The organism is Actinomadura sp. 1N219, from assembly GCF_044326405.1.
In the GTDB taxonomy this organism is placed as follows: Bacteria; Actinomycetota; Actinomycetes; order Streptosporangiales; family Streptosporangiaceae; genus Spirillospora.
The window spans coordinates 378,441-398,276 of sequence record NZ_JBIRAY010000006.1 but is presented as its reverse complement, the minus strand read 5'-3'; the positions used below and the strand labels follow the sequence as shown (position 1 = coordinate 398,276).

Sequence of the window (19,836 nt, the reverse complement as noted above, 5' to 3'; positions counted from 1 at the left end):
ATGAGTTCTGAGCACCCCGAGCAGCAGGCTGAGCAGGGGGCCGACAAGCTCCCGGCGCACACCGAGGAGGAGCGCCGGGAGCAGCCGGTCGTCCGCAAGGGCATGTTCGGCGCGGGGACGACGGGCGACACGTCCGGGTACGGCGGGCTGGTCGTCCGGCAGAGCCCGAAGGTGTCGGCCGCCCGCCCCTACGGCGGGCCCGGCGGCGCCGCCGAACCCGGCGAGTACGACGAGATCGCCGACGAGCTGGAGCGGGCCTACCCAGATTTCGGCGACGCGATCGAAAGGGTCGTCGTCGACCGCGGCGAGATGACGTTCTTCGTCAAGCGCGAGCACCTGCGCGAGGTCGCGAAGACGATGCGGGACGAGCCGTCCCTCCGCTTCGAGCTGTGCTCCGGCGTGTCCGGCGTGCACTACCCGAAGGACGAGGGCGCCGAGCTGCACTCCGTCACGCACCTGCTGTCGATCACGCACAACCGGCGCGTCCGGCTGGAGACGACCTGCCCGGACGCCGACCCGCACCTCCCGTCGCTGGTGCCCGTCTACCCGACGAGCGACTGGCACGAGCGGGAGACCTACGACTTCTTCGGGATCGTCTACGACGGCCATCCCGCGCTCACGCGCATCGAGATGCCCGACGACTGGGTCGGCCATCCGCAGCGCAAGGACTACCCTCTCGGCGGCATCCCCGTCGAGTACCGCGGAGCGGAGATCCCGCCGCCCGACGAGCGGAGGTCGTACACATGAGCTCGGCCAAGTACACCGAGTACGACGCCTACGCGGCCGACGAGGCCGCCGAAGGCAAGGTGTTCGACGTCGGCGGGCAGGACTGGGACAGGGTCGTCGCCGGCGCGGAGGACCTCGGCGACGAGCGGCTCGTCGTCAACATGGGGCCGCAGCACCCGTCCACGCACGGGGTGCTCCGGCTGATCCTCACGCTCGACGGCGAGACGGTGAACGAGGCCCGGGTGGGCATCGGGTACCTGCACACCGGCATCGAGAAGAACATGGAGTTCCGCACCTGGACGCAGGGCACCACGTTCTGCACCCGGATGGACTACCTCGCGCCGATCTTCAACGAGACGGCGTACTGCATGAGCGTGGAGAAGCTGCTCGGCATCACCGACCAGGTCCCCGAGCGCGCCCAGATCATCCGCGTGATGATGATGGAGCTGAACCGGATCTCCTCGCACCTGGTCGCGATCGCCACGTTCGGTCTCGAACTCGGCGCGACGACCGTGATGCTCAACGGGTTCATCGAGCGGGAGTACACCCTCGACCTGTTCGAGGAGATCACGGGCCTGCGGATGAACATGGCCTACGTCCGTCCGGGCGGGGTCGCGCAGGACCTGCCGAGCGGCGCGACCAGTAAGATCCGCGACTACCTGGACCGGATGCCGAAGCGGCTCCAGGCGCTCCGCAAGCTGATGGACGACAACCCCGTCTTCAAGGCGCGGACGCAGAACATCGCCTACCTCGACCTGACCGGCTGCATGGCGCTCGGCATCACCGGCCCCGTCCTGCGCTCGACCGGCCTGCCCTGGGACCTGCGCAAGTCGCAGCCCTACTGCGGCTACGAGACCTACGACTTCGAGGTCGCGACGCAGGACACCTGCGACGTGTACGGCCGCTACCTCGTCCGGATGGACGAGATGGAGGAGTCGCTGAAGATCGTCGAGCAGTGCCTGGACCGGCTGCAGACCGCCAAGGGCCCGGTGATGATCGAGGACAAGAAGATCGGCTGGCCGGCGCAGCTCGCGATCGGCGCGGACGGCATGGGCAACTCGCCCCGGCACATCGCGCACATCATGGGCACCTCGATGGAGGCGCTGATCCACCACTTCAAGCTGGTGACGGAGGGCTTCCGGGTGCCGGCGGGGCAGGCGTACGCGCCGATCGAGTCGCCGCGCGGCGAGCTCGGCGCGCATGTGGTCAGCGACGGCGGCACCCGCCCCTACCGCGTCCACTTCCGCGAGCCGTCCTTCGTCAACTTGCAGGCCACACCGGCGATGTCGGAGGGCGGCATGGTCGCCGACATCATCGCCGCCGTGGCCAGTTTGGACCCGGTCATGGGGGGAGTGGACCGATGACGTACGAACCCGACGTTCGCGAACGCCTGGAGCGGGACGCGAAGGAGATCATCGGCCGGTATCCGCGGCCGAGGTCGGCGCTGCTGCCGATGCTGCACCTGGTGCAGTCGGCGGAGGGGCACGTCACGCAGGACGGCATCGAGTTCTGCGCGGAGCAGCTCGGGATCACGCCGGCGCAGGTGGTCGGCGTGGTGACGTTCTACACGCAGTACAAGCAGAAGCCGGTCGGCGAGTACCACGTCGGCGTGTGCATCAACACGCTGTGCGCGGTGATGGGCGGCGACCAGATCTGGGACGAGCTGAGCGAGCACGCCGGCGTCGGCCACGACGAGGCCACCCCGGACGGCAAGGTCAGCCTGGAGCGGATCGAGTGCAACGCGGCCTGCGACTTCGCCCCGGTGATGATGGTCAACTGGGAGTTCTTCGACAACATGACTCCCGAGAAGGCGAAGCAGCTCGTCGACGACCTGCGCTCGGGCGAGCGCGTCCTTCCCACGCGCGGGGCCGAGGGCCTGGCCACGTGGCAGGAGGCGTCCCGAGTCCTCGCCGGGTTCCCGGACGGGCGCGCGGGCGAGGGCGTCCAGGCCGGTCCGGAGTCGCTCCGCGGCCTGAAGCTGGCGCAGGAGCGCGGCTGGGCCGCTCCGTCCACCGACGTCGACCGGGAGCGCCCGGACGAGCCGGTGCGGCCGGGAGAGATCAGCGAGCCGCCGCACGAGCCGGGCAAGCCCATCCCCGGCGACGCGAAGCCCGGCAGCCAGGAAGGCCGGAACAAGTGACCACGCTCACCCCGATCCTCACCAAGAACTGGGACCAGGCCGACTCGTTCACCCGCGCGGGCTACGAGCGCGACGGCGGCTACGAGGCGCTGCGCAAGGCGTTCCGGATGGAGCCGGACGAGATCGTCCAGGCGGTCAAGGACTCCGGGCTCCGCGGCCGCGGCGGCGCGGGCTTCCCCACCGGCATGAAGTGGGGGTTCCTGCCGCCGAGCAGCCCGAACCCGCGCTACCTCGTCGTCAACGCGGACGAGTCCGAGCCGGGCACGTGCAAGGACATCCCGCTGATGATGGCCAACCCGCACGTGCTCATCGAGGGCGTCGTCATCAGCTCGTACGCGATCAGGTCGAACGTCGCGTTCATCTACGTGCGCGGCGAGGTGCTGCACGTGATCCGGCGGCTGCACCAGGCGGTCGCGGAGGCGTACGAGGCCGGCTACCTCGGCAAGGACATCCTCGGCTCCGGCTACGACCTGGACGTCGTCGTCCACAGCGGCGCGGGCGCCTACATCTGCGGCGAGGAGACTGCGCTGCTGGACTCCCTTGAGGGGTTCCGCGGCCAGCCCCGGCTGAAGCCCCCCTTCCCCGCCGTGGCGGGCCTGTACGGCGGGCCCACTGTCATCAACAACGTCGAGTCGATCGCGTCGGTTCCCTCGATCGTCGGGAACGGGCCGGACTGGTTCGCCTCGATGGGCACGGAGAAGTCGCAGGGCTTCGGGATCTTCTCGCTGTCGGGGCACGTGACGCGTCCCGGCCAGTACGAGGCGCCGCTCGGCATCACGCTGCGGGAACTGCTCGACATGGCGGGCGGGATCCGGGAGGGGCACCGGCTGAAGTTCTGGACGCCCGGCGGCTCGTCCACGCCGATCTTCACCGAGGAGCACCTGGACGTCCCGCTGGACTTCGAGTCCGTCGGCGCCGCCGGGTCGATGCTCGGCACCCGGGCGCTGCAGATCTTCGACGAGACGACGTGCGTCGTCCGGGCGGTGCTGCGCTGGTCGGAGTTCTACGCGCACGAGTCGTGCGGAAAGTGCACGCCGTGCCGCGAGGGCACCTACTGGTACAAGCTCATGCTGAAGCGGCTGGAGTCCGGGCAGGGCACCGAGGAGGACCTGGAGACGCTCCTCGACATCTCCGACAACATCCTCGGCCGCGCGTTCTGCGCCCTCGGCGACGGCGCGACGAGCCCGGTCGTCTCGTCCATCAAGCTGTTCAGGGACGAGTACGTGCGGCACTTCGAGCAGGGCGCCTGCCCGTTCGACCCGGCCAAGTCCACCCTCTGGGGAGGTGCCAAGTGACCGTCACCGACGACAAGTCGGCGGTGGAGAAGACCGAGATGGTCTCGTGCACCATCGACGGCTTCGAGATCGAGGTGCCGAAGGGCACGCTGATCATCCGGGCCGCCGAGCTGCTCGGCATCCAGATCCCCCGGTTCTGCGACCATCCGCTGCTGGACCCGGTCGGGGCGTGCCGGCAGTGCCTGGTGGAGATCCCCGACGCCGGGAACGGCCGCGGGATGCCGAAGCCGCAGGCGTCGTGCACCACCGCCGTGATGCCGGGCATGGTCGTCAAGACCCAGCTCACCTCGCCGGTGGCCGACAAGGCCCAGCACGGCATCATGGAGTTCCTGCTCATCAACCACCCGCTGGACTGCCCGATCTGCGACAAGGGCGGCGAGTGCCCGCTGCAGAACCAGGCGATGTCCAACGGGCGCGGCGAGACCAGGTTCGTCGAGGTCAAGCGGACGTTCCCGAAGCCGATCCCGCTGTCGAGCCAGGTGCTGCTCGACCGCGAGCGCTGCATCCAGTGCGCCCGCTGCACCCGGTTCTCCGACCAGATCGCCGGGGACGCGTTCATCGACCTGTTCGAGCGCGGCGCGAAGGAGCAGGTCGGCGCGGCGGACGGCAAGCCGTTCCAGTCGTACTTCTCCGGCAACACCGTGCAGATCTGCCCGGTCGGCGCGCTGACCGGCACCGCGTACCGGTTCAGGTCGCGGCCGTTCGACCTGGTGTCGGCGCCGAGCGTGTGCGAGCACTGCGCGTCCGGCTGCGCGATGCGGACCGACCACCGGCGCGGGAAGATCACGCGGCGGCTGGCCGGGGACGACCCGCAGGTCAACGAGGAATGGAACTGCGACAAGGGCCGTTGGGCGTTCACCTACGGGACGCAGCCGGAGCGGCTGACGCACCCGCTCGTCCGCAACGAGGACGGCGTGCTGGAGCCGGCGTCGTGGCCGGAGGCGCTGACCATCGCGGCCGAGGGCCTCGCGGCGGCGCGCGGCTCCGCCGGGGTGCTGACCGGCGGCCGCGTCACGCTTGAGGACGCCTACGCCTATGCCAAGTTCGCCCGCATCGCGCTCGGCACCAACGACGTCGACTTCCGGGCCCGCCCGGCGTCGGACGAGGAGGCGCAGTTCCTGGCCTCGTCCGTCGCGGGACGCTCCATCGAGGTGTCGTACGCCGACCTGGAGAAGGCGCCCGCGGTGCTCCTCGCCGGCTTCGAGCCGGAGGAGGAGTCGCCGATCGTGTTCCTGCGGCTCCGCAAGGCCCACCGCAAGACCGCGCTGAAGGTGTTCGGCGTCGCGCCGTTCGCGACGCGCGGGCTGAGCAAGGTCGGCGGGACGCTGCTGGCGACCCCGCCCGGCGCGGAGGCCGAGACGCTCGGCGCCGTCATCGGGGACGCCGCCCGCTCGGACGTTCGGACGCTGTTGGAGACGCCCGGCGCGGTCATCCTCGTCGGCGAGCGGCTCGCGACCAGCCCCGGCGCGCTGACGGCGGCGGTGCGGCTGGCGCAGGTGACCGGCGCGAAGCTGGCGTGGGTGCCGCGCAGGGCCGGGGAGCGCGGCGCGATCGAGGCCGGGGCGCTGCCCGGGCTGCTGCCGATCGGCCGTCCGGTGACCGACCCGGAGGCGCGGGCCGAGGTCGCCCGCCGGTGGGGCGTCGCGGACCTGCCCGCCGCGCCCGGCCAGGCCGCCGACGGCATCATCGCCGCGGCGGCGGACGGACGGCGCGGCGCGCTGCTCGTCGGCGGCGTCGACCCCTACGACCTGCCCGACCCGGACGCGATGCTCCGCGCGCTGGACGCCACCGAGTTCGTGGTGAGCCTGGAGCAGCGGCCGAGCGCGGTCACCGACCGCGCCGATGTCGTGTTCCCGGTCGCGGCCGTCGCGGAGAAGTCCGGGACGTTCGTCGACTGGGAGGGCCGCGGCCGCCAGTTCGACATCGTGCTGAAGGCGGCCGGGCGGATGTCCGACCTGCGGGTCCTGGACGCGCTGGCCGACGAGATGGACGTCCACCTGGGCCTGCCAGGCCCGGACGTGGCGCGCCGCGAGCTGGCCGAACTCGGCGCCTACCGCGGCGAGCGCCCGGCCGCGCCGAACGTCGCGCAGTCGCTGCCGCCGCACCCGGACGCGGGCGAGGCGCTGCTGGCGACCTGGCGGCTGCTGCTCGACCGGGGCCGCCTCCAGGACGGCGAGCCGTTCCTCGCGGGCACCGCCAAGGCCGCGGTCGCCCGGCTGTCGCCCGCGACGGCCGCCGAGATCGGCGCGACCGAAGCGGTGAAGGTGACGGCGGCGCGCGGCGAGGTCGTGCTCCCGCTGGAGATCACCGCCGACCTGCCCGACCGGGTGGTGTGGCTGCCGACGAACTCGGCCGGCTGCGCGGTGCACCGGGATCTGGGCGCGGCCGCCGGCGGCGTCGTGAGGATCGCGAGCGGGACGCTCCCGGGCGCGACCGCCGCGACGGAGATCGCTGGAGGCGTGAAATGAACCCGTCGGCCCCCGCGCAGGCGCCGCTGGAGGGTTTCGGCAACGACCCGTGGTGGCTGATCGGCGGCAAGGCCGTCGTCGTCTTCGCGTTCCTGGTCGTGACCGTGCTGCTGACGATGTGGATCGAGCGGCGCGTCATCGGCCGGATGCAGCTGCGCGTCGGCCCGAACCGCGCCGGGCCCTTCGGCCTGCTGCAGGGCCTCGCGGACGGCGTGAAGCTCGCCCTGAAGGAGGACATCGTCCCCCGCCAGGTCGACAAGGTCGTGTTCGTGCTGGCGCCGGTCATGTCGGCGGTGCCGGCGTTCATCTCGTTCGCGATCATCCCGTTCGGCCCGAACGTGTCGATCTTCGGGCACGAGACCGCGCTGCAGCTCACCGACCTTCCGGTGGCGGTGCTGCTCGTCCTCGCGATGTCGTCGCTGGGGATCTACGGGGTCGTGCTGGCGGGCTGGTCGTCGATGTCGCCGTACTCGCTGCTCGGCGGGCTCCGCTCGTCCGCGCAGATGATCTCCTACGAGATCGCGATGGGGCTGTCGTTCGTCGCGGTGTTCATGTTCGCGGGCTCGATGTCCACGTCGGAGATCGTCGCGGCGCAGCACGACAAGTGGTTCGTGATCCTGCTGCTGCCGTCGTTCATCGTCTACGTGATCACGATGATGGGCGAGTCGAACCGCATCCCGTTCGACCTGCCCGAGGGCGAGGGCGAGCTGGTCGGCGGCTTCCACACCGAGTACTCGTCGCTGAAGTTCGCGATGTTCTTCCTCGCGGAGTACATCAACCTCGCGACGCTGTCCGCGCTCGCCACCACGCTGTTCCTCGGCGGCTGGCGCGCCCCCTTCCCGATCTCCACGGTGTGGGCGGGCGCCAACTCCGGCTGGTGGCCGATCCTGTGGTTCCTGGCCAAGGTCTTCCTGTTCATCTTCTTCTTCATCTGGCTGCGCGGCACGCTCCCGCGCGTCCGCTACGACCAGCTCATGAAGCTCGGCTGGAAGGTGCTGATGCCCTTCTCGCTCGGCTGGATCCTGCTGGTCGCCACCATCCGCGCGCTGCGCAACGACGGCTACGACATGCGGCAGATCGTGGTCTACGCCGCGGTCGCCGCGGCGGTGGTGCTGCTCGCGACGGTGGTCTGGGAGATGATCCGCGGCGGCGAGGACGAGAAGGAGATCGTGCCGGGCGCGGCGGAGCCGGGCGGCGGGCCCGATCCGTCCGCCGGCGGGTTCCCGGTGCCGCCCATGGACGCTCCCCACTACCACGGACGGGGCGCGAAGCCGGCCGGGGCATCCATCGCAACCCCTCCTGAGGAGGTCACCAGTGGGACTCACTGATTTCCTGAACCCGGTCAAGGGGTTCGGGGTCTCGTTCCACCAGATGTTCATGAAGAGCGAGACCGTTCAGTACCCCGAGGTGAAGAAGCCGACCGCCCCGCGCTTCCACGGGCGGCACCAGCTCAACCGGTGGCCGGACGGCCTGGAGAAGTGCATCGGCTGCGAGCTGTGCGCCTGGGCGTGCCCGGCCGACGCGATCTTCGTCGAGGGCGCCGACAACGACCCGGACGAGCGGTACTCGCCCGGCGAGCGCTACGGCCGCATCTACCAGATCAACTATCTGCGCTGCATCCTCTGCGGGCTGTGCATCGAGGCGTGCCCGACCCGGGCGCTGACGATGACGAACGAGTACGAGCTCGCCGACGACAGCCGCGAGAGCCTGATCTACACCAAGGAGATGCTGCTGGCGCCGCTGCGCGAGGGCATGGAGGCGCCGCCGCACGAGATGCGGCTCGGCGACACCGAGGAGGACTACTACCGCCTCGGCCTCCAGCCGGACGAGGGCGGTGAGGGCAAATGACCTCCGCGCACCTGCTGGCGGCCCCCGCGCTCGCCGCGGAGATCGCGGACAAGCAGTCGGGTGAGCCGTTCTTCTTCTGGCTGCTGGCCGTGGTCTCGGTGTGCGGCGCGCTCGGCATGATCCTCGTGCGGAAGGCCGTCCACTCGGCGCTGCTGCTGGCGACCGTGATGCTGTCGCTGGCCGCGCTGTACGCGATCCAGAACGCGCCGTTCCTGGCGTTCGTCCAGGTCATCGTGTACACCGGCGCGGTGCTGATGCTGTTCCTGTTCGTGCTGATGCTCGTCGGGGTCAGCTCCACCGACTCGCTGGTGGAGACGATCAGGGGGCAGCGCTTCTGGGCGGTGATCGCCGCGGTCGGGTTCATCGTCCTGCTGACGATCGGGCTCGGGAACGCGGCGCTGAGCAACGCGGCGGGCCTCGACCAGGCCAACGCGGAGGGCAACGTCGTCGGCCTGGCCCGGCTGCTGTTCTCCAAGTACGTGTTCGCGTTCGAGGTGACCAGCGCCCTGCTGATCACGGCGGCGCTGGGCGCGATGGTGCTGGCGCACCGGGAGCGCGTCGATCCGAAGCCGACGCAGAAAGACCTGTCCAAGGGACGGTTCCTGTCCGGCGACCACCCGGGGCCGCTGCCCGGCCCCGGCACCTACGCCCGGCACAACGCCGTCGACATGCCGGCGCTGCTGCCCGACGGGACGCCGTCCGAGCTGTCGGTCAACCCGGTCATCGCCGCCCGCACCGACACCGCGGAGCGGCACCCCGACCTGTACGGGGGGACCGAGGAAGAGGCCCTGGAGCGGGACGTCCGCGCGGTGCGGGCCGTCACGGAGGAGGCGAAGGACGCCGACGCCGAAGGCCGCGCCGTCAAGTCCGCGTCGCCCGCCGCGGGCGACGCCGGCGGCAGTGAGCGTCAAGGGGAGGCTGGTCAATGAGTCCGGGGCACTACCTGGCGCTCTCGGCGATCCTGTTCACCATCGGAGCGCTCGGCGTCCTCGTGCGCCGCAACGCGATCGTGGTGTTCATGTGCGTCGAGCTCATGCTGAACGCGACGAACCTGGCGTTCGTGTCGTTCTCCCGCATGCACGGCAACCTGGACGGCCAGATCATCGCCTTCTTCGTGATGGTGGTGGCCGCGGCGGAGGTCGTGGTCGGCCTGGCGATCATCATGACCGTCTTCCGGACCCGCAGGTCGTCGTCGGTGGACGACGTGAACCTGCTGAAGTACTGAGAGGCCGGTAATGAAAGCGGAAGGCATCCAGGCCGCGTCCTGGCTCCTCATCGCGCTCCCGCTCGCCGGCGCGGCGATCCTCCTGCTGGGAGGGCGGCGCACCGACAAGTGGGGGCATCTGCTCGGCGTCACCATGTCGGTGGCGTCGTTCGCGGTGGGCGCGGCGATGTTCGTCCAGATGCTCGGGTACGAGGCGGAGGAACGGCGCCGCACCCTGCACCTGTGGGACTTCGTCGACGTCGGCTCGTTCAAGGTCGGCATGGACCTGCTGGTGGACCCGCTGTCCATCAGCTTCGTCCTGCTGATCACCGGCGTCGGCTCCCTGATCCACATCTACTCCATCGGCTACATGGCCGAGGACCCCGAGCGGCGCAAGTTCTTCGCCTACCTGAACCTGTTCGTCGCGGCGATGCTGCTGCTGGTGCTCGGCGACAACTTCCTGATCATGTTCCTGGGCTGGGAGGGCGTCGGCCTCGCCTCGTACCTCCTGATCGGGTTCTGGCAGTACAAGCCGACCGCCGCGACCGCCGCGAAGAAGGCGTTCGTCGTCAACCGCGTCGGCGACATGGGGCTGATCATCGCGATCGCGCTGATGTTCGCCACGTTCGGGACGGTCGGCTACGGCCCGATCCTGGGTGAGGGCGCCGAGCACGCGGGCCTCGCGTCCCAGCTCGGCACCGGCACCGCCACCGCGATCGGGCTGCTGCTCCTGCTCGGCGCGTGCGGCAAGTCGGCGCAGCTCCCGCTGCAGTCCTGGCTGCTGGACGCGATGGAGGGCCCGACCCCCGTGTCGGCCCTCATCCACGCCGCGACGATGGTGACCGCGGGCGTGTACCTGATCGTCCGGGCCGGGCCGATCTTCGAGATGTCCGACACGGCGCAGCTCGTCGTGACGATCGTCGGCGCGGCCACGCTGCTGTTCGGTGCGATCATCGGGTGCGGCAAGGACGACATCAAGAAGGCCCTCGCCGGGTCGACGATGTCGCAGATCGGCTACATGCACCTCGCCGCCGGTCTCGGCAAGGCCGGCTACGTCTTCGCCATCGCGCACCTCATCGCGCACGGCTTCTTCAAGGCGGGGCTGTTCCTCGGCGCTGGATCCGTCATGCACGGCATGAAGGACGACGTGAACATGCGCCACTACGGCGCGCTCCGCTCGGTGATGATCCTCACCTACGCGACGTTCGGGCTCGGCTACCTCGCCATCATCGGCTTCCCTGGCCTGTCCGGCTGGTTCACCAAGGACGCCATCATCGAGGTCGCGTTCGACAAGGGCGGCACGTCCGGGATGATCCTCGGCTCCTGCGCGCTGATCGGCGCGGGGATCACCGCGTACTACATGTCGCGGGTCATGTTCATGACGTTCTTCGGCGAGAAGCGCTGGGCGGACGACGCGCACCCGCACGAGTCGCCGGCCGTCATGACGTGGCCGCTGATCCTGCTGGCGGTCGGCTCGATCGGCGCGGGCGGGTTCCTGGTCCTCGGCGGGTTCGCCGACTTCCTCGAACCGGTCGTCGGGGCGCCCGAGCACCACCACGAGTTCAAGCCGCTCGCCGCGCCCGGCATCGCGACCTTCGTGCTGATGATCGCCGGCGCGGCGATCGCGTGGCGGCAGTATGGCAGCCGGAAGGTGCCGCGCGAGGCGCCGAAGGGGTCGTTCGTCACCGTCGCGGCCCGCAAGGACCTGTACGGCGACGCGCTGAACGAGTCGCTGCTGATGCGTCCCGGCCAGTGGCTGACCCGGCTCGCGGTCTGGTTCGACGGCCGCGGCGTCGACGGCGCCGTCAACGGCACCGCCGCCGGGATCGGCGGGACGTCCGGCCGGTTCCGCCGCGTCCAGACCGGCTTCGCCCGCTCCTACGCCCTCTCAATGTTCTGCGGCGCCGCCCTCGTGGTCGCCGCCCTGCTGGCGGTGAATGTCTCGTGAACGACTTTCCCTGGCTGAGCGTCCTCATCGCGCTGCCACTCGTGGGCGCGGTGCTGCTCAGCGTCATCCCGCGCGAGCGGGAGACGCTGGTCAAGCAGTTCGCGCTCGGCGTCTCCATCGTCGTCGCGGTCCTCGCGGGCGTGATGGCGGCGGGCTTCGACGCGGACGGCGCCCGCTTCCAGTACGACGAGAAGTACTGGTGGATCAAGGAGTTCGGCGTCCACTGGGCGGTCGGCGTCGACGGCGTCGCGCTGGTGCTGATCCTGCTGTCGGTGATCCTCGTCCCGCTGGTCATGCTGGCGTCCTGGACGGAGGCCGACCGTTCGGGCGGCGTGGACGTCCCCGCCAAGCGCTCGGTGAAGACGTACTTCGCGCTGCTGCTGTCCCTCGAAGCGGCCATGATCGGCGTGTTCGCCGCGACCGACGTGTTCATGTTCTACGTCTTCTTCGAGGCGATGCTCATCCCGGTGTACTTCATCATCGGGTACTTCGGCGGCCCGCAGCGCTCCTACGCCGCGGTGAAGTTCCTGCTGTACTCGCTGCTCGGCGGGCTGCTGATGCTCGTCGCGGTGATCTGGCTGTACCCGCTGTCTGCCAAGCCGAAGTCCGAGGGCGGCCTCGGGCAGGGCACGTTCATGTTCGACGAGCTGTCGCAGATGAACGTCGACCCGACGACCGCGAAATGGCTGTTCCTCGGCTTCTTCGTCGCGTTCGCGATCAAGGCGCCGATGGTGCCGGTGCACACCTGGCTCCCGGACGCGGCGCAGCAGTCCCCGCCCGGCGCGCTGGTGCTGATCGTCGGCGTCCTCGACAAGGTCGGCACGTACGGGATGCTGCGGTTCTGCCTGGAGCTGTTCCCCGGCGCGTCCAAGTGGGCGACGCCGGTCGTGCTCGGGTTCGCGGTGCTCAGCATCATCTACGGCGCCGTCCTCGCCATCGGGCAGGTCGACCTGAAGCGGCTGATCGCCTACACGTCGGTGTCGCACTTCGGGTTCATCGTGCTCGGCATCTTCGCGATGACGTCGCAGGGCCAGTCCGGCGCGACGCTGTACATGGTGAACCACGGGTTCTCCACCGGCGCGCTGTTCCTGATCATCGGGTTCATGATCGTCCGGCGGCGGTCGGCGAAGATCTCCGACTACGGCGGGGTGCAGAAGGCGGCGCCCGTCCTCGCCGGGACGTTCCTCGTCGCGGGCCTGTCCGGGCTGTCGCTGCCCGGCCTGTCCACGTTCGTCTCGGAGTTCCTCGTCATCGTCGGGACGTTCGAGCGCTACAAGTGGGCCGGCGCGCTCGCGGTCAGCGGCGTCGTCCTGGCGGCGGTCTACATCCTCTGGATGTACCAGCGGACCATGGGCGGCCCGAAGGCCCCGGCCGTCGAGGGCATGAAGGATCTGAACGCCCGCGAGAAGTGGGCCGTCGCCCCGATCATCGCGATCATCGTCGCGATGGGCGTCTTCCCCCAGCCGGTGCTGAACGTGATCAACCCTTCGGTGAAGGAGACGCTGGTGCGGGTCGACAAGCACGACCCGGCGCCGGACATCACCGGTAACGTCGCCGAGAACGGAGCCCGTCCATGAACACCGGCGGTCACGCGAGCGCTCAGCTGAGCGCAGCCCTCGCGCCGGGGGGTGACATCCCCGCGCCGCACATCGAGTACGGGCAGCTCGCCCCGATGCTGCTGGTCTTCGGCGTCGCGGTGGCGGGCGTGCTGGTCGAGGCGTTCGTCGGCCGCACGTGGCGCTACTACCTCCAGGTGCCGCTGGCGTTCCTCGGCCTCGCCGGAGGCTTCGCCTGGACGGTGGCGCTCGCATGGCGCGACGACCCGCACCACGTCGCCGCCGAAGGCGCCCTCGGCGTGGACGGACCCACCCTGTTCCTGCAGGGCACCATCCTGGTGCTGGCGCTCGTCAGCCTCCTGCTGATCGCCGAGCGCGGCGACGGCCGGGCCGGGGCGGTCGGCGGGCACTTCGCCGCGCAGGCGTCCGCGCTGCCGGGCAGCGAGGCCGAGCAGCGCACCACCCAGGCGGGCGTCATCCAGACCGAGGTCTTCCCGCTGATGATGTTCGCCGTCGGCGGCATGCTGATGTTCCCGGCGTCGAACGACCTGCTCACGATGTTCGTCGCGCTGGAGGTCCTGTCGCTGCCGCTGTACCTGCTGTGCGGGCTCGCCCGCCGCAGGCGCCTTCTCTCCCAGGAAGCGGCGGTCAAGTACTTCCTCCTCGGCGCGTTCTCGTCGGCGTTCTTCCTGTACGGCGCCGCGCTCCTCTACGGCTACGCCGGGTCGGTGCGGCTGTCGGACATCTCCGCGCAGATCGGCAAGGACGCAGGCAACGAGACGCTGCTCCTCGCGGGTGTCGCCCTGCTGTCGGTCGGGCTGCTGTTCAAGCTCGGCGGCGTCCCGTTCCACATGTGGAAGCCGGACGTGTACCAGGGCGCCCCGACGCCGATCACCGCGCTGATGGCGTCCTGCACGGTCGTGTCCGCGTTCGGCGCGATCCTGCGCGTCTACTACGTCGTGTTCGAGACCCTCGAATGGGACTGGCGGCCGTTCATGTGGGGTGTGGCCATTCTCACGATGGCCATCGGGTCGATCATCGCGATCACGCAGACCGACATCAAGCGGATGCTGGCGTACTCGTCCATCGCGCACGCGGGCTTCCTGCTCATGGGCGTCATCGCTTCGTCCCCGGACGGCCTGTCCAGCACCCTGTTCTACCTGCTCGCCTACGGGTTCACGTCCGTCGGCGCGTTCGCCGTCGTCACGATGGTGCGGGACGCGGGCGGCGAGGCCGGCCACCTGTCGCGGTGGGCGGGGCTCGGCAAGCGGTCCCCGGTCGTCGCGGGCGTGTTCGCCTTCTTCCTGCTGGCGTTCGCGGGCATCCCGCTGACCAGCGGCTTCACCGGGAAGTTCGCGGTGTTCAAGGCGGCCGTCGAGGAGGGCGCGACGCCGCTGGTCGTCGTCGCGGTCATCTCGTCCGCCGTCGCCGCGTTCTTCTACGTCCGGGTGATCGTCGTCATGTTCTTCAGTGAGCCGGACGCGGACGGGCCGGTCGTGGTCGCCGGCCCGGCGACCGCGGTCGCGGTCGCGCTCGGCGCGACGGCTACTGTGGTACTCGGCGTGCTCCCACAGCCCATTCTGGACCTTGCGGGACAAGCCACGACCCACATGTTCGTCCGGTAGGGAGTCCTGGGTGAGCAACCCTTCCACTGAGAAGCCCGGCGGGCCGGCCACCGAGACCGGCCCGTTCGGGCTTTCCGTTGACGCGGCTCTCGCGGCCGACGCCAAGGAGCGCCTCGCCGCCGTCGAGGCCCTCCTCCTCGACCGCGTCCGCGGCGAGGACCCGCTGCTCTCCGACGCCTCCAAGCACCTCGTCGAGGCGGGCGGCAAGCGGTTCCGGCCGATGCTGGTGCTGCTCGCCTCCCACTTCGGCGACCCGGACGCGCCGGGCGTCGTCCCCGCCGCGGTCGTCGTCGAGCTGACGCACCTCGGCACCCTCTACCACGACGACGTGATGGACGAGGCGACCGTCCGCCGCGGCCAGCAGTCCGCCAACTCCCGCTGGACGAACACCGTCGCGATCCTCACCGGCGACTACCTGTTCGCCCGCGCGTCCGACCTGCTCGCCGACCTCGGCCCGGACGCCGTCCGGATCCAGGCCCGCGCGTTCGGACGGCTCGTCCGCGGCCAGATCCAGGAGACGGTCGGGCCGCGTCCCGGCGCCGACCAGCTAGAGCACTACCTGCAGGTCGTGGCCGACAAGACCGGTTCCCTCATCGCCGTCTCCGGCCATTTCGGCGCCCTGCTCTCGGGCGCACCCGACAAGGTCGTGCGGACGGTCACGTCCGCGTGCGAGAAGATCGGCGTGGCGTTCCAGCTGTCCGACGACATTCTCGACATCGCGTCCGAGACGGAGGAGTCGGGCAAGACCCCCGGCACCGACCTCCGCGAGGGCATCCGCACCCTGCCGATGCACCACGTCCTCGCCGGGATCGGCTCGGGCGCGGACGACGCCCGCCTCCGCGAGCTCCTCGTCCAGGACCTCACCGACGACGCGCTCCACGCCGAGGCCCTCGCACTGCTGCGCGCGCACCCCGCGATGGACCGGGCCCGCGCCGACCTCCGCCGCCGGGCCGAGGACGCCCGCGCCGAACTCCTCACCCTCCCCGCCATCCCGGCCCGCGACGCCCTCACCCACCTCTGCGACTACGTCGTCTCAAGGACGGGCTGACGCCGCAGAACGGGCTGACGCCGTCACACGTTCTGCGGCTGGGCTTCCTCGGACAGGCCGCGGTACTTCATCGCATGCACGACGAGGTCGACGAGGACCTCCTTGCAGGAGTCGAGCCGGCGGGCGTCGCAGAGCATCACCGGAACCTTCGGGCCCAGGTTGAGGGCCATCTGGATCTCCGCGAGGTCGTACCGCTTGGCGCCCTCGAAGCAGTTGACGGCGACGACGAACGGCGTCTTGCGGCGCTCGAAGTAGTCGACCGACGGGAAGCAGTCGGACAGGCGCCGCGTGTCGGCGAGGACGACCGCGCCGAGCGCGCCGAGCGCGACCTCGTCCCACATGAACCAGAAGCGCTTCTGGCCGGGGGTGCCGAACAGGTAGACGACGTACTCGTCCCGCATCGTGATGCGGCCGAAGTCCATCGCGACCGTGGTGGTGTCCTTGCGTTCGACGCCGGCGACGTCGTCCACGCCGACGCCGCGGTCGGTGAGGAGTTCCTCGGTGCGCAGCGGCCGGGTCTCGGAGACCGTGCCCACCATGGTGGTCTTGCCGACCCCGAAGCCGCCCGCGATCACGATCTTGACCGCGGTGGGGAGCCGGCGGGCGCGCACACCCCCTGCCGGGGCGTCGCGTCTAGAGGGCCCGGAGACCATCGATCACCGCCTTGTAGATCCTGATGTCGTGCATGTCCGCCTCCGGTTCGGGTTCCTGCAGGGAGACGAACCCCTTGTCGAGCAGATCGCCGAGCATCACCCGCACCGTCGCGACGGGAAGGTCGAGGTGGCCGGTGATCTCGGCGACCGACAGCACGTCCTGGCAGAGCCGGACGATGGCCAGATGCTCGGGCCCGAGCCCGATCGTGGTGTCGGGTTCCACGCCGACCGCGACCACCATCGTGATCAGGTCGAACGTGCCGCGGGACGGCTCGATGCGGCCGCTCGTCAGCACGTAGGGGCGCACCATCGGGCCGGCGCTCTCGTCGAGCCAGCGGTCCGGGGCGTCCGCTTCCGGGTCCGGTTCCGGCGGCGCCGGCGGATCCTCCGCCCAGAAATCGGGCGAGGGGTCGTCGGGGGGGATCATGCGGTCTGCCCCTCCGCGCTCTCCGCGCGGGACGGCGACGTGAGATGGTGCCCCATCGCCGTGACCAGCATGGCCATCTCGTAGGCGGTGAGGCCGACGTCGGCGTCCTCCTCGGCCAGGACCGCGAGGCAGGCGCCCTTGCCGGCCACCGTCACCAGCAGGTACGCCGACTGCATCTCGACGATCGTCTGCCGGACGGGCCCGCCGCCGAACCGGGTGCCGGCCCCCTTGGCGAGGCTCTGGATCCCGGCGGCGACGGCGGCGAGATGCTCGCCGTCGTCCTGCGGCAGGCCCTCGGAGGCGGCCATGAGCAGGCCGTCCGCCGACAGGACGACCGCGCTCCTGGCGTGCGGCAGCCGGTGGACCAGGTCGTCCAGCAACCAGCCCAGATCGGATGAGGAACCGGTCTTCTGCGTCACTGATCTTCCTCGCCTTCCGCTGCGTTGGTGCCGAGGATCTTGTCGCTCTGTTCGGTCCGTGCGGCTTCTTCGGTGCGTGCGGCTTCTTCGGTTCGGGCGGCGTCCGTGCGGCCCTTCTCGGTGCCGCGCTGGTAGGAGCCCATGATCCGCTGGATCTCCTCAGGGGAGCGGCCGGGGTCCTCGTGCTCGTCCGGCTCGTCCGCGGCGACCGGTTCGCCGGTGCGGAGGGGCTCGGCGAGGTTCGCCTGCGGAACCCGGACGGGCAGGCCGGACGGTGTGATGGAGACGTCGGGCACTGGCGGCTGGTCCTCCGGCCGGGGATGGGAGACCTCCGCCTCGGGCGGCGGCACCGCCACCAGCGCGGGCTGCGGGCCCGTGCCCCCGCCGCCGGACGCGGCGCCGACCGCGGCGGGCCGGCGCACCTCCAGGCCGTTCTCGGTGGTGGCGGGCGCCGGGCTCTGCTCGACGACGAGGTCCCGGGGGATGACGACGACGGCGGTGGTGCCCCCGTAGGCGGAGCGCTTCAGCGAGACCTGCACGTTGTACCGCTCGGCCAGCCTGCTGACCACGAACAGGCCGAGCTGGACGGAGCTCTGCAGGTTGAAGTCGGGCGGGTCGGCGATCCGCGCGTTGACCTCGGCGAGCCTCTCGTCGGACATGCCGAGCCCGCGGTCCTCGATGTCGATGGCGTAGCCGCTGGCCACGAGATGCCCGCCGACCTGCACGACGGTCTCGGGCGGGGAGAACGACACGGCGTTCTCGATCAGCTCGGCGAGCAGGTGGGTGAGGTCGCCGACGGCGCGTCCGGCCAGCTCGACCGGCCCGAACGGCAGCACGGTCACGCGGGTGTAGTCCTCGACCTCGCCGACCGCGGCGCGGACGACGTCCACCATCGGGACGGAGTTGCGCCACCCGCGGGCGGGCAGCGCGCCGGACAGCACGATGAGGTTCTCGGCGTTGCGCCGCATCCGGGTCGCGAGGTGGTCGAGCCGGAACAGCTCCTCCAGCTCCTTCACCTCGATGTCGCGGCGGCGCTCCATCGTGTCGAGCATGGTCAGCTGCCGGTGCACGAGCGTCTGGGTGCGGCGGGCCAGGCTGAGCAGGACGTCCCGGACGCCGCGCCGCAGCTCGGCCTGCTCGACGGCGGTCCGGATCGCGGTCTCCTGCACGGCGTTGAACGCGTGCCCGACCTGCCCGATCTCGTCGCCGCCGAACTCCAGCGGCGGCGCCTCGACCGCGACGTCCACCTTCTCCCCGTGCCCGAGCCGCTCCACGACCCCGGGCAGCCGCTGCTCCGCCAGCTCCCACGCCGCGCTCCGCAGCCGTTCGAGCTGCCGCACCAGCGCACGCGCGGTGGTGATCGACACGACGACGGACGCGACGACCGCCAGCAACCCGAGCCCCCCGGCCAGCAGCAACCGCACGATCACGCCGGTCGCGACCGGCTTGGCGCGTTCGACGACGTGGTCGCCGCCCGCCTGGACCAGCTCGTCGTGCTTCGTCAGGACGGGCTGCACGGCGGCTTTCCACTCGGCCGCGCTGATCGGAACTCTCGTGGTGTTCTGCGACCTGTTCAGCACCCGCTCTTCGAGCAGCTGGAGGCGCCGGTGCTCGGTTCCGGCCCGGAAGCGCTCGTAGGCCTCCCGGTCGGCGTCGGGCAGCTCGGCGACCGCCTCGTCGAAGAAGAAGTGCTGGGCGCCGACGAGCCTGCCGAACTCGATCGACTCGGGGCCTGTGAGGTGGCCGGTGGCCAGGGCGCCGGCGAGGAGGGCGTCCTCGCGGGAGAGCACCTCGCGGGCCCTGGTCAGGTCGATGAGGGTGCGGCTGTCACGGGCGATGGTCTCGTCGTCCAGGCTCGCGCTGGAGCGGAAGATCCGGAACGTGGAGTCGATGATGGCGTTGAAGGTCTGCGAGGCCTGGGCGCGGTTCGCGCCGGCGTCGATCGTGCGCCGCGCGGCCGGAAGGGCGTCCAGGCGGTTCAGGGTGTCCGTGATCCGCTTCCAGCCGAGGTCGCTCGCCGCGGACTTCACGTCGTCGCCGCTCGCGAGGCGGCGAAAACGCGTCACCACCTGGTTGGTGCGCACGCGTTGCCCGTCCAGCGCGGCCCGCTGCTGCCCGCTCGGACGCCCCAGGAACACCAGGGTGGCGCGGCGCTCGTCCTGCAGCGCGGTGATCAGGTCGGAGCCGGGGCGGCCCGTGTTCTTGTCGAGCGTGTTGAGGGTGAGCAGGTTGAGTCCGTCGCGCAGGGTGACCCATGCGGCGAAGCCCCAGAGCGCCGCGAGCGACAGCAGCAGCGCCGTGATCTTGATTCGCACACGTGAATTGCGCAAGCGCATATGACCTGCCCAGGAGAATAGAAAGCCTCCCAGACTTTCCAGGGGGCTGGAGTCCAGGGCGCCCGACTTGTGAGGGGCATGACGGAAACGGGCTATGTTCCCGGCCAGGGTAGAACTTTAGCAACGCTTTCATATCCACTCAA

Annotated in this window: 17 protein-coding genes; 13 read left to right on the top strand and 4 right to left on the bottom strand. The window is 70.6% G+C overall.

The features are described from left to right. The 13 genes from ACH35V_RS21600 to ACH35V_RS21540 are packed head-to-tail and all read left to right on the top strand — an operon-like array spanning position 1 to position 15,858. Positions 1-747: an NADH-quinone oxidoreductase subunit C gene (locus tag ACH35V_RS21600; protein WP_395974672.1), complete on the top strand. Its 747-nt coding sequence runs from the start codon at positions 1-3 to the stop codon at positions 745-747. After that, the gene (locus ACH35V_RS21595; RefSeq protein WP_395974670.1) at positions 744-2,090 is read left to right on the top strand and encodes an NADH-quinone oxidoreductase subunit D; all 1,347 of its coding nucleotides are present in this window, start codon (positions 744-746) and stop codon (positions 2,088-2,090) included. The genes ACH35V_RS21600 and ACH35V_RS21595 overlap by 4 nt, the downstream gene beginning before the upstream one ends. Beyond that, positions 2,087-2,866 (top strand): NADH-quinone oxidoreductase subunit NuoE, encoded by a 780-nt coding sequence (gene nuoE / locus ACH35V_RS21590; RefSeq protein ID WP_395974669.1) that lies wholly within the window; start codon positions 2,087-2,089, stop codon positions 2,864-2,866. The genes ACH35V_RS21595 and nuoE overlap by 4 nt, the downstream gene beginning before the upstream one ends. Further along, positions 2,863-4,161: an NADH-quinone oxidoreductase subunit NuoF gene (gene nuoF / locus ACH35V_RS21585; RefSeq protein WP_395974667.1), complete on the top strand. Its 1,299-nt coding sequence runs from the start codon at positions 2,863-2,865 to the stop codon at positions 4,159-4,161. Before nuoE ends, nuoF begins: the two co-directional genes overlap by 4 nt. Next, positions 4,158-6,629: an NADH-quinone oxidoreductase subunit G gene (locus tag ACH35V_RS21580; RefSeq protein ID WP_395974665.1), complete on the top strand. Its 2,472-nt coding sequence runs from the start codon at positions 4,158-4,160 to the stop codon at positions 6,627-6,629. Before nuoF ends, ACH35V_RS21580 begins: the two co-directional genes overlap by 4 nt. Continuing rightward, entirely contained in the window at positions 6,626-7,957 is a 1,332-nt protein-coding gene (gene nuoH / locus ACH35V_RS21575; protein WP_395974663.1) for an NADH-quinone oxidoreductase subunit NuoH, read from the top strand. Before ACH35V_RS21580 ends, nuoH begins: the two co-directional genes overlap by 4 nt. 43 nt (positions 7,958-8,000) lie before the next feature. Further along, entirely contained in the window at positions 8,001-8,477 is a 477-nt protein-coding gene (gene nuoI, locus ACH35V_RS21570; RefSeq protein WP_395974754.1) for an NADH-quinone oxidoreductase subunit NuoI, read from the top strand. Next, a complete protein-coding gene (locus ACH35V_RS21565; protein ID WP_395974661.1) occupies positions 8,474-9,406 on the top strand; it encodes an NADH-quinone oxidoreductase subunit J in 933 nt (310 codons plus the stop codon). Before nuoI ends, ACH35V_RS21565 begins: the two co-directional genes overlap by 4 nt. After that, positions 9,403-9,702 (top strand): NADH-quinone oxidoreductase subunit NuoK, encoded by a 300-nt coding sequence (nuoK, locus tag ACH35V_RS21560; RefSeq protein ID WP_117401203.1) that lies wholly within the window; start codon positions 9,403-9,405, stop codon positions 9,700-9,702. Before ACH35V_RS21565 ends, nuoK begins: the two co-directional genes overlap by 4 nt. 10 nt (positions 9,703-9,712) lie before the next feature. Beyond that, positions 9,713-11,629, top strand: coding sequence for an NADH-quinone oxidoreductase subunit L (nuoL, locus tag ACH35V_RS21555; protein WP_395974659.1), 1,917 nt, complete (start codon positions 9,713-9,715; stop codon positions 11,627-11,629). Then, positions 11,626-13,206, top strand: a complete 1,581-nt coding sequence (locus ACH35V_RS21550; RefSeq protein WP_395974657.1) for an NADH-quinone oxidoreductase subunit M — start codon at positions 11,626-11,628, stop codon at positions 13,204-13,206. Before nuoL ends, ACH35V_RS21550 begins: the two co-directional genes overlap by 4 nt. Next, on the top strand, positions 13,203-14,810 hold the full coding sequence (gene nuoN, locus ACH35V_RS21545; RefSeq protein WP_395974655.1) for an NADH-quinone oxidoreductase subunit NuoN: 1,608 nt from the start codon (positions 13,203-13,205) through the stop codon (positions 14,808-14,810). Before ACH35V_RS21550 ends, nuoN begins: the two co-directional genes overlap by 4 nt. A 10-nt stretch (positions 14,811-14,820) precedes the next feature. After that, positions 14,821-15,858 carry a polyprenyl synthetase family protein gene (locus ACH35V_RS21540; protein WP_395974653.1) on the top strand — a complete coding sequence of 346 codons (1,038 nt, stop codon included), beginning with the start codon at positions 14,821-14,823 and terminating at the stop codon, positions 15,856-15,858. Positions 15,859-15,881: 23 nt separating this feature from the next. Here ACH35V_RS21540 and ACH35V_RS21535 read toward each other — a convergent pair whose 3' ends face one another. The 4 genes from ACH35V_RS21535 to ACH35V_RS21520 are packed head-to-tail and all read right to left on the bottom strand — an operon-like array spanning position 15,882 to position 19,672. Next, entirely contained in the window at positions 15,882-16,511 is a 630-nt protein-coding gene (locus tag ACH35V_RS21535; protein WP_395974652.1) for a GTP-binding protein, read from the bottom strand. Further along, entirely contained in the window at positions 16,492-16,938 is a 447-nt protein-coding gene (locus ACH35V_RS21530; protein WP_395974650.1) for a DUF742 domain-containing protein, read from the bottom strand. Before ACH35V_RS21530 ends, ACH35V_RS21535 begins: the two co-directional genes overlap by 20 nt. After that, positions 16,935-17,357: a roadblock/LC7 domain-containing protein gene (locus ACH35V_RS21525; RefSeq protein ID WP_395974649.1), complete on the bottom strand. Its 423-nt coding sequence runs from the start codon at positions 17,355-17,357 to the stop codon at positions 16,935-16,937. Before ACH35V_RS21525 ends, ACH35V_RS21530 begins: the two co-directional genes overlap by 4 nt. Beyond that, positions 17,354-19,672, bottom strand: coding sequence for a nitrate- and nitrite sensing domain-containing protein (locus tag ACH35V_RS21520; RefSeq protein ID WP_395974647.1), 2,319 nt, complete (start codon positions 19,670-19,672; stop codon positions 17,354-17,356). Before ACH35V_RS21520 ends, ACH35V_RS21525 begins: the two co-directional genes overlap by 4 nt. Positions 19,673-19,836: the final 164 nt, after the last annotated feature.

Coding starts and splice junctions, on each gene's coding strand:
- ACH35V_RS21600 (WP_395974672.1), top strand. CDS start 1: ATGAGTTCTGAGCACCCCGAGCAGCAGGCTGAGCAGGGGGCCGACAAG.
- ACH35V_RS21595 (WP_395974670.1), top strand. CDS start 744: ATGAGCTCGGCCAAGTACACCGAGTACGACGCCTACGCGGCCGACGAG.
- nuoE (WP_395974669.1), top strand. CDS start 2,087: ATGACGTACGAACCCGACGTTCGCGAACGCCTGGAGCGGGACGCGAAG.
- nuoH (WP_395974663.1), top strand. CDS start 6,626: ATGAACCCGTCGGCCCCCGCGCAGGCGCCGCTGGAGGGTTTCGGCAAC.
- nuoI (WP_395974754.1), top strand. CDS start 8,001: ATGTTCATGAAGAGCGAGACCGTTCAGTACCCCGAGGTGAAGAAGCCG.
- ACH35V_RS21565 (WP_395974661.1), top strand. CDS start 8,474: ATGACCTCCGCGCACCTGCTGGCGGCCCCCGCGCTCGCCGCGGAGATC.
- nuoK (WP_117401203.1), top strand. CDS start 9,403: ATGAGTCCGGGGCACTACCTGGCGCTCTCGGCGATCCTGTTCACCATC.
- nuoL (WP_395974659.1), top strand. CDS start 9,713: ATGAAAGCGGAAGGCATCCAGGCCGCGTCCTGGCTCCTCATCGCGCTC.
- nuoN (WP_395974655.1), top strand. CDS start 13,203: ATGAACACCGGCGGTCACGCGAGCGCTCAGCTGAGCGCAGCCCTCGCG.
- ACH35V_RS21535 (WP_395974652.1), bottom strand. CDS start 16,511: ATGGTCTCCGGGCCCTCTAGACGCGACGCCCCGGCAGGGGGTGTGCGC.
- ACH35V_RS21530 (WP_395974650.1), bottom strand. CDS start 16,938: ATGATCCCCCCCGACGACCCCTCGCCCGATTTCTGGGCGGAGGATCCG.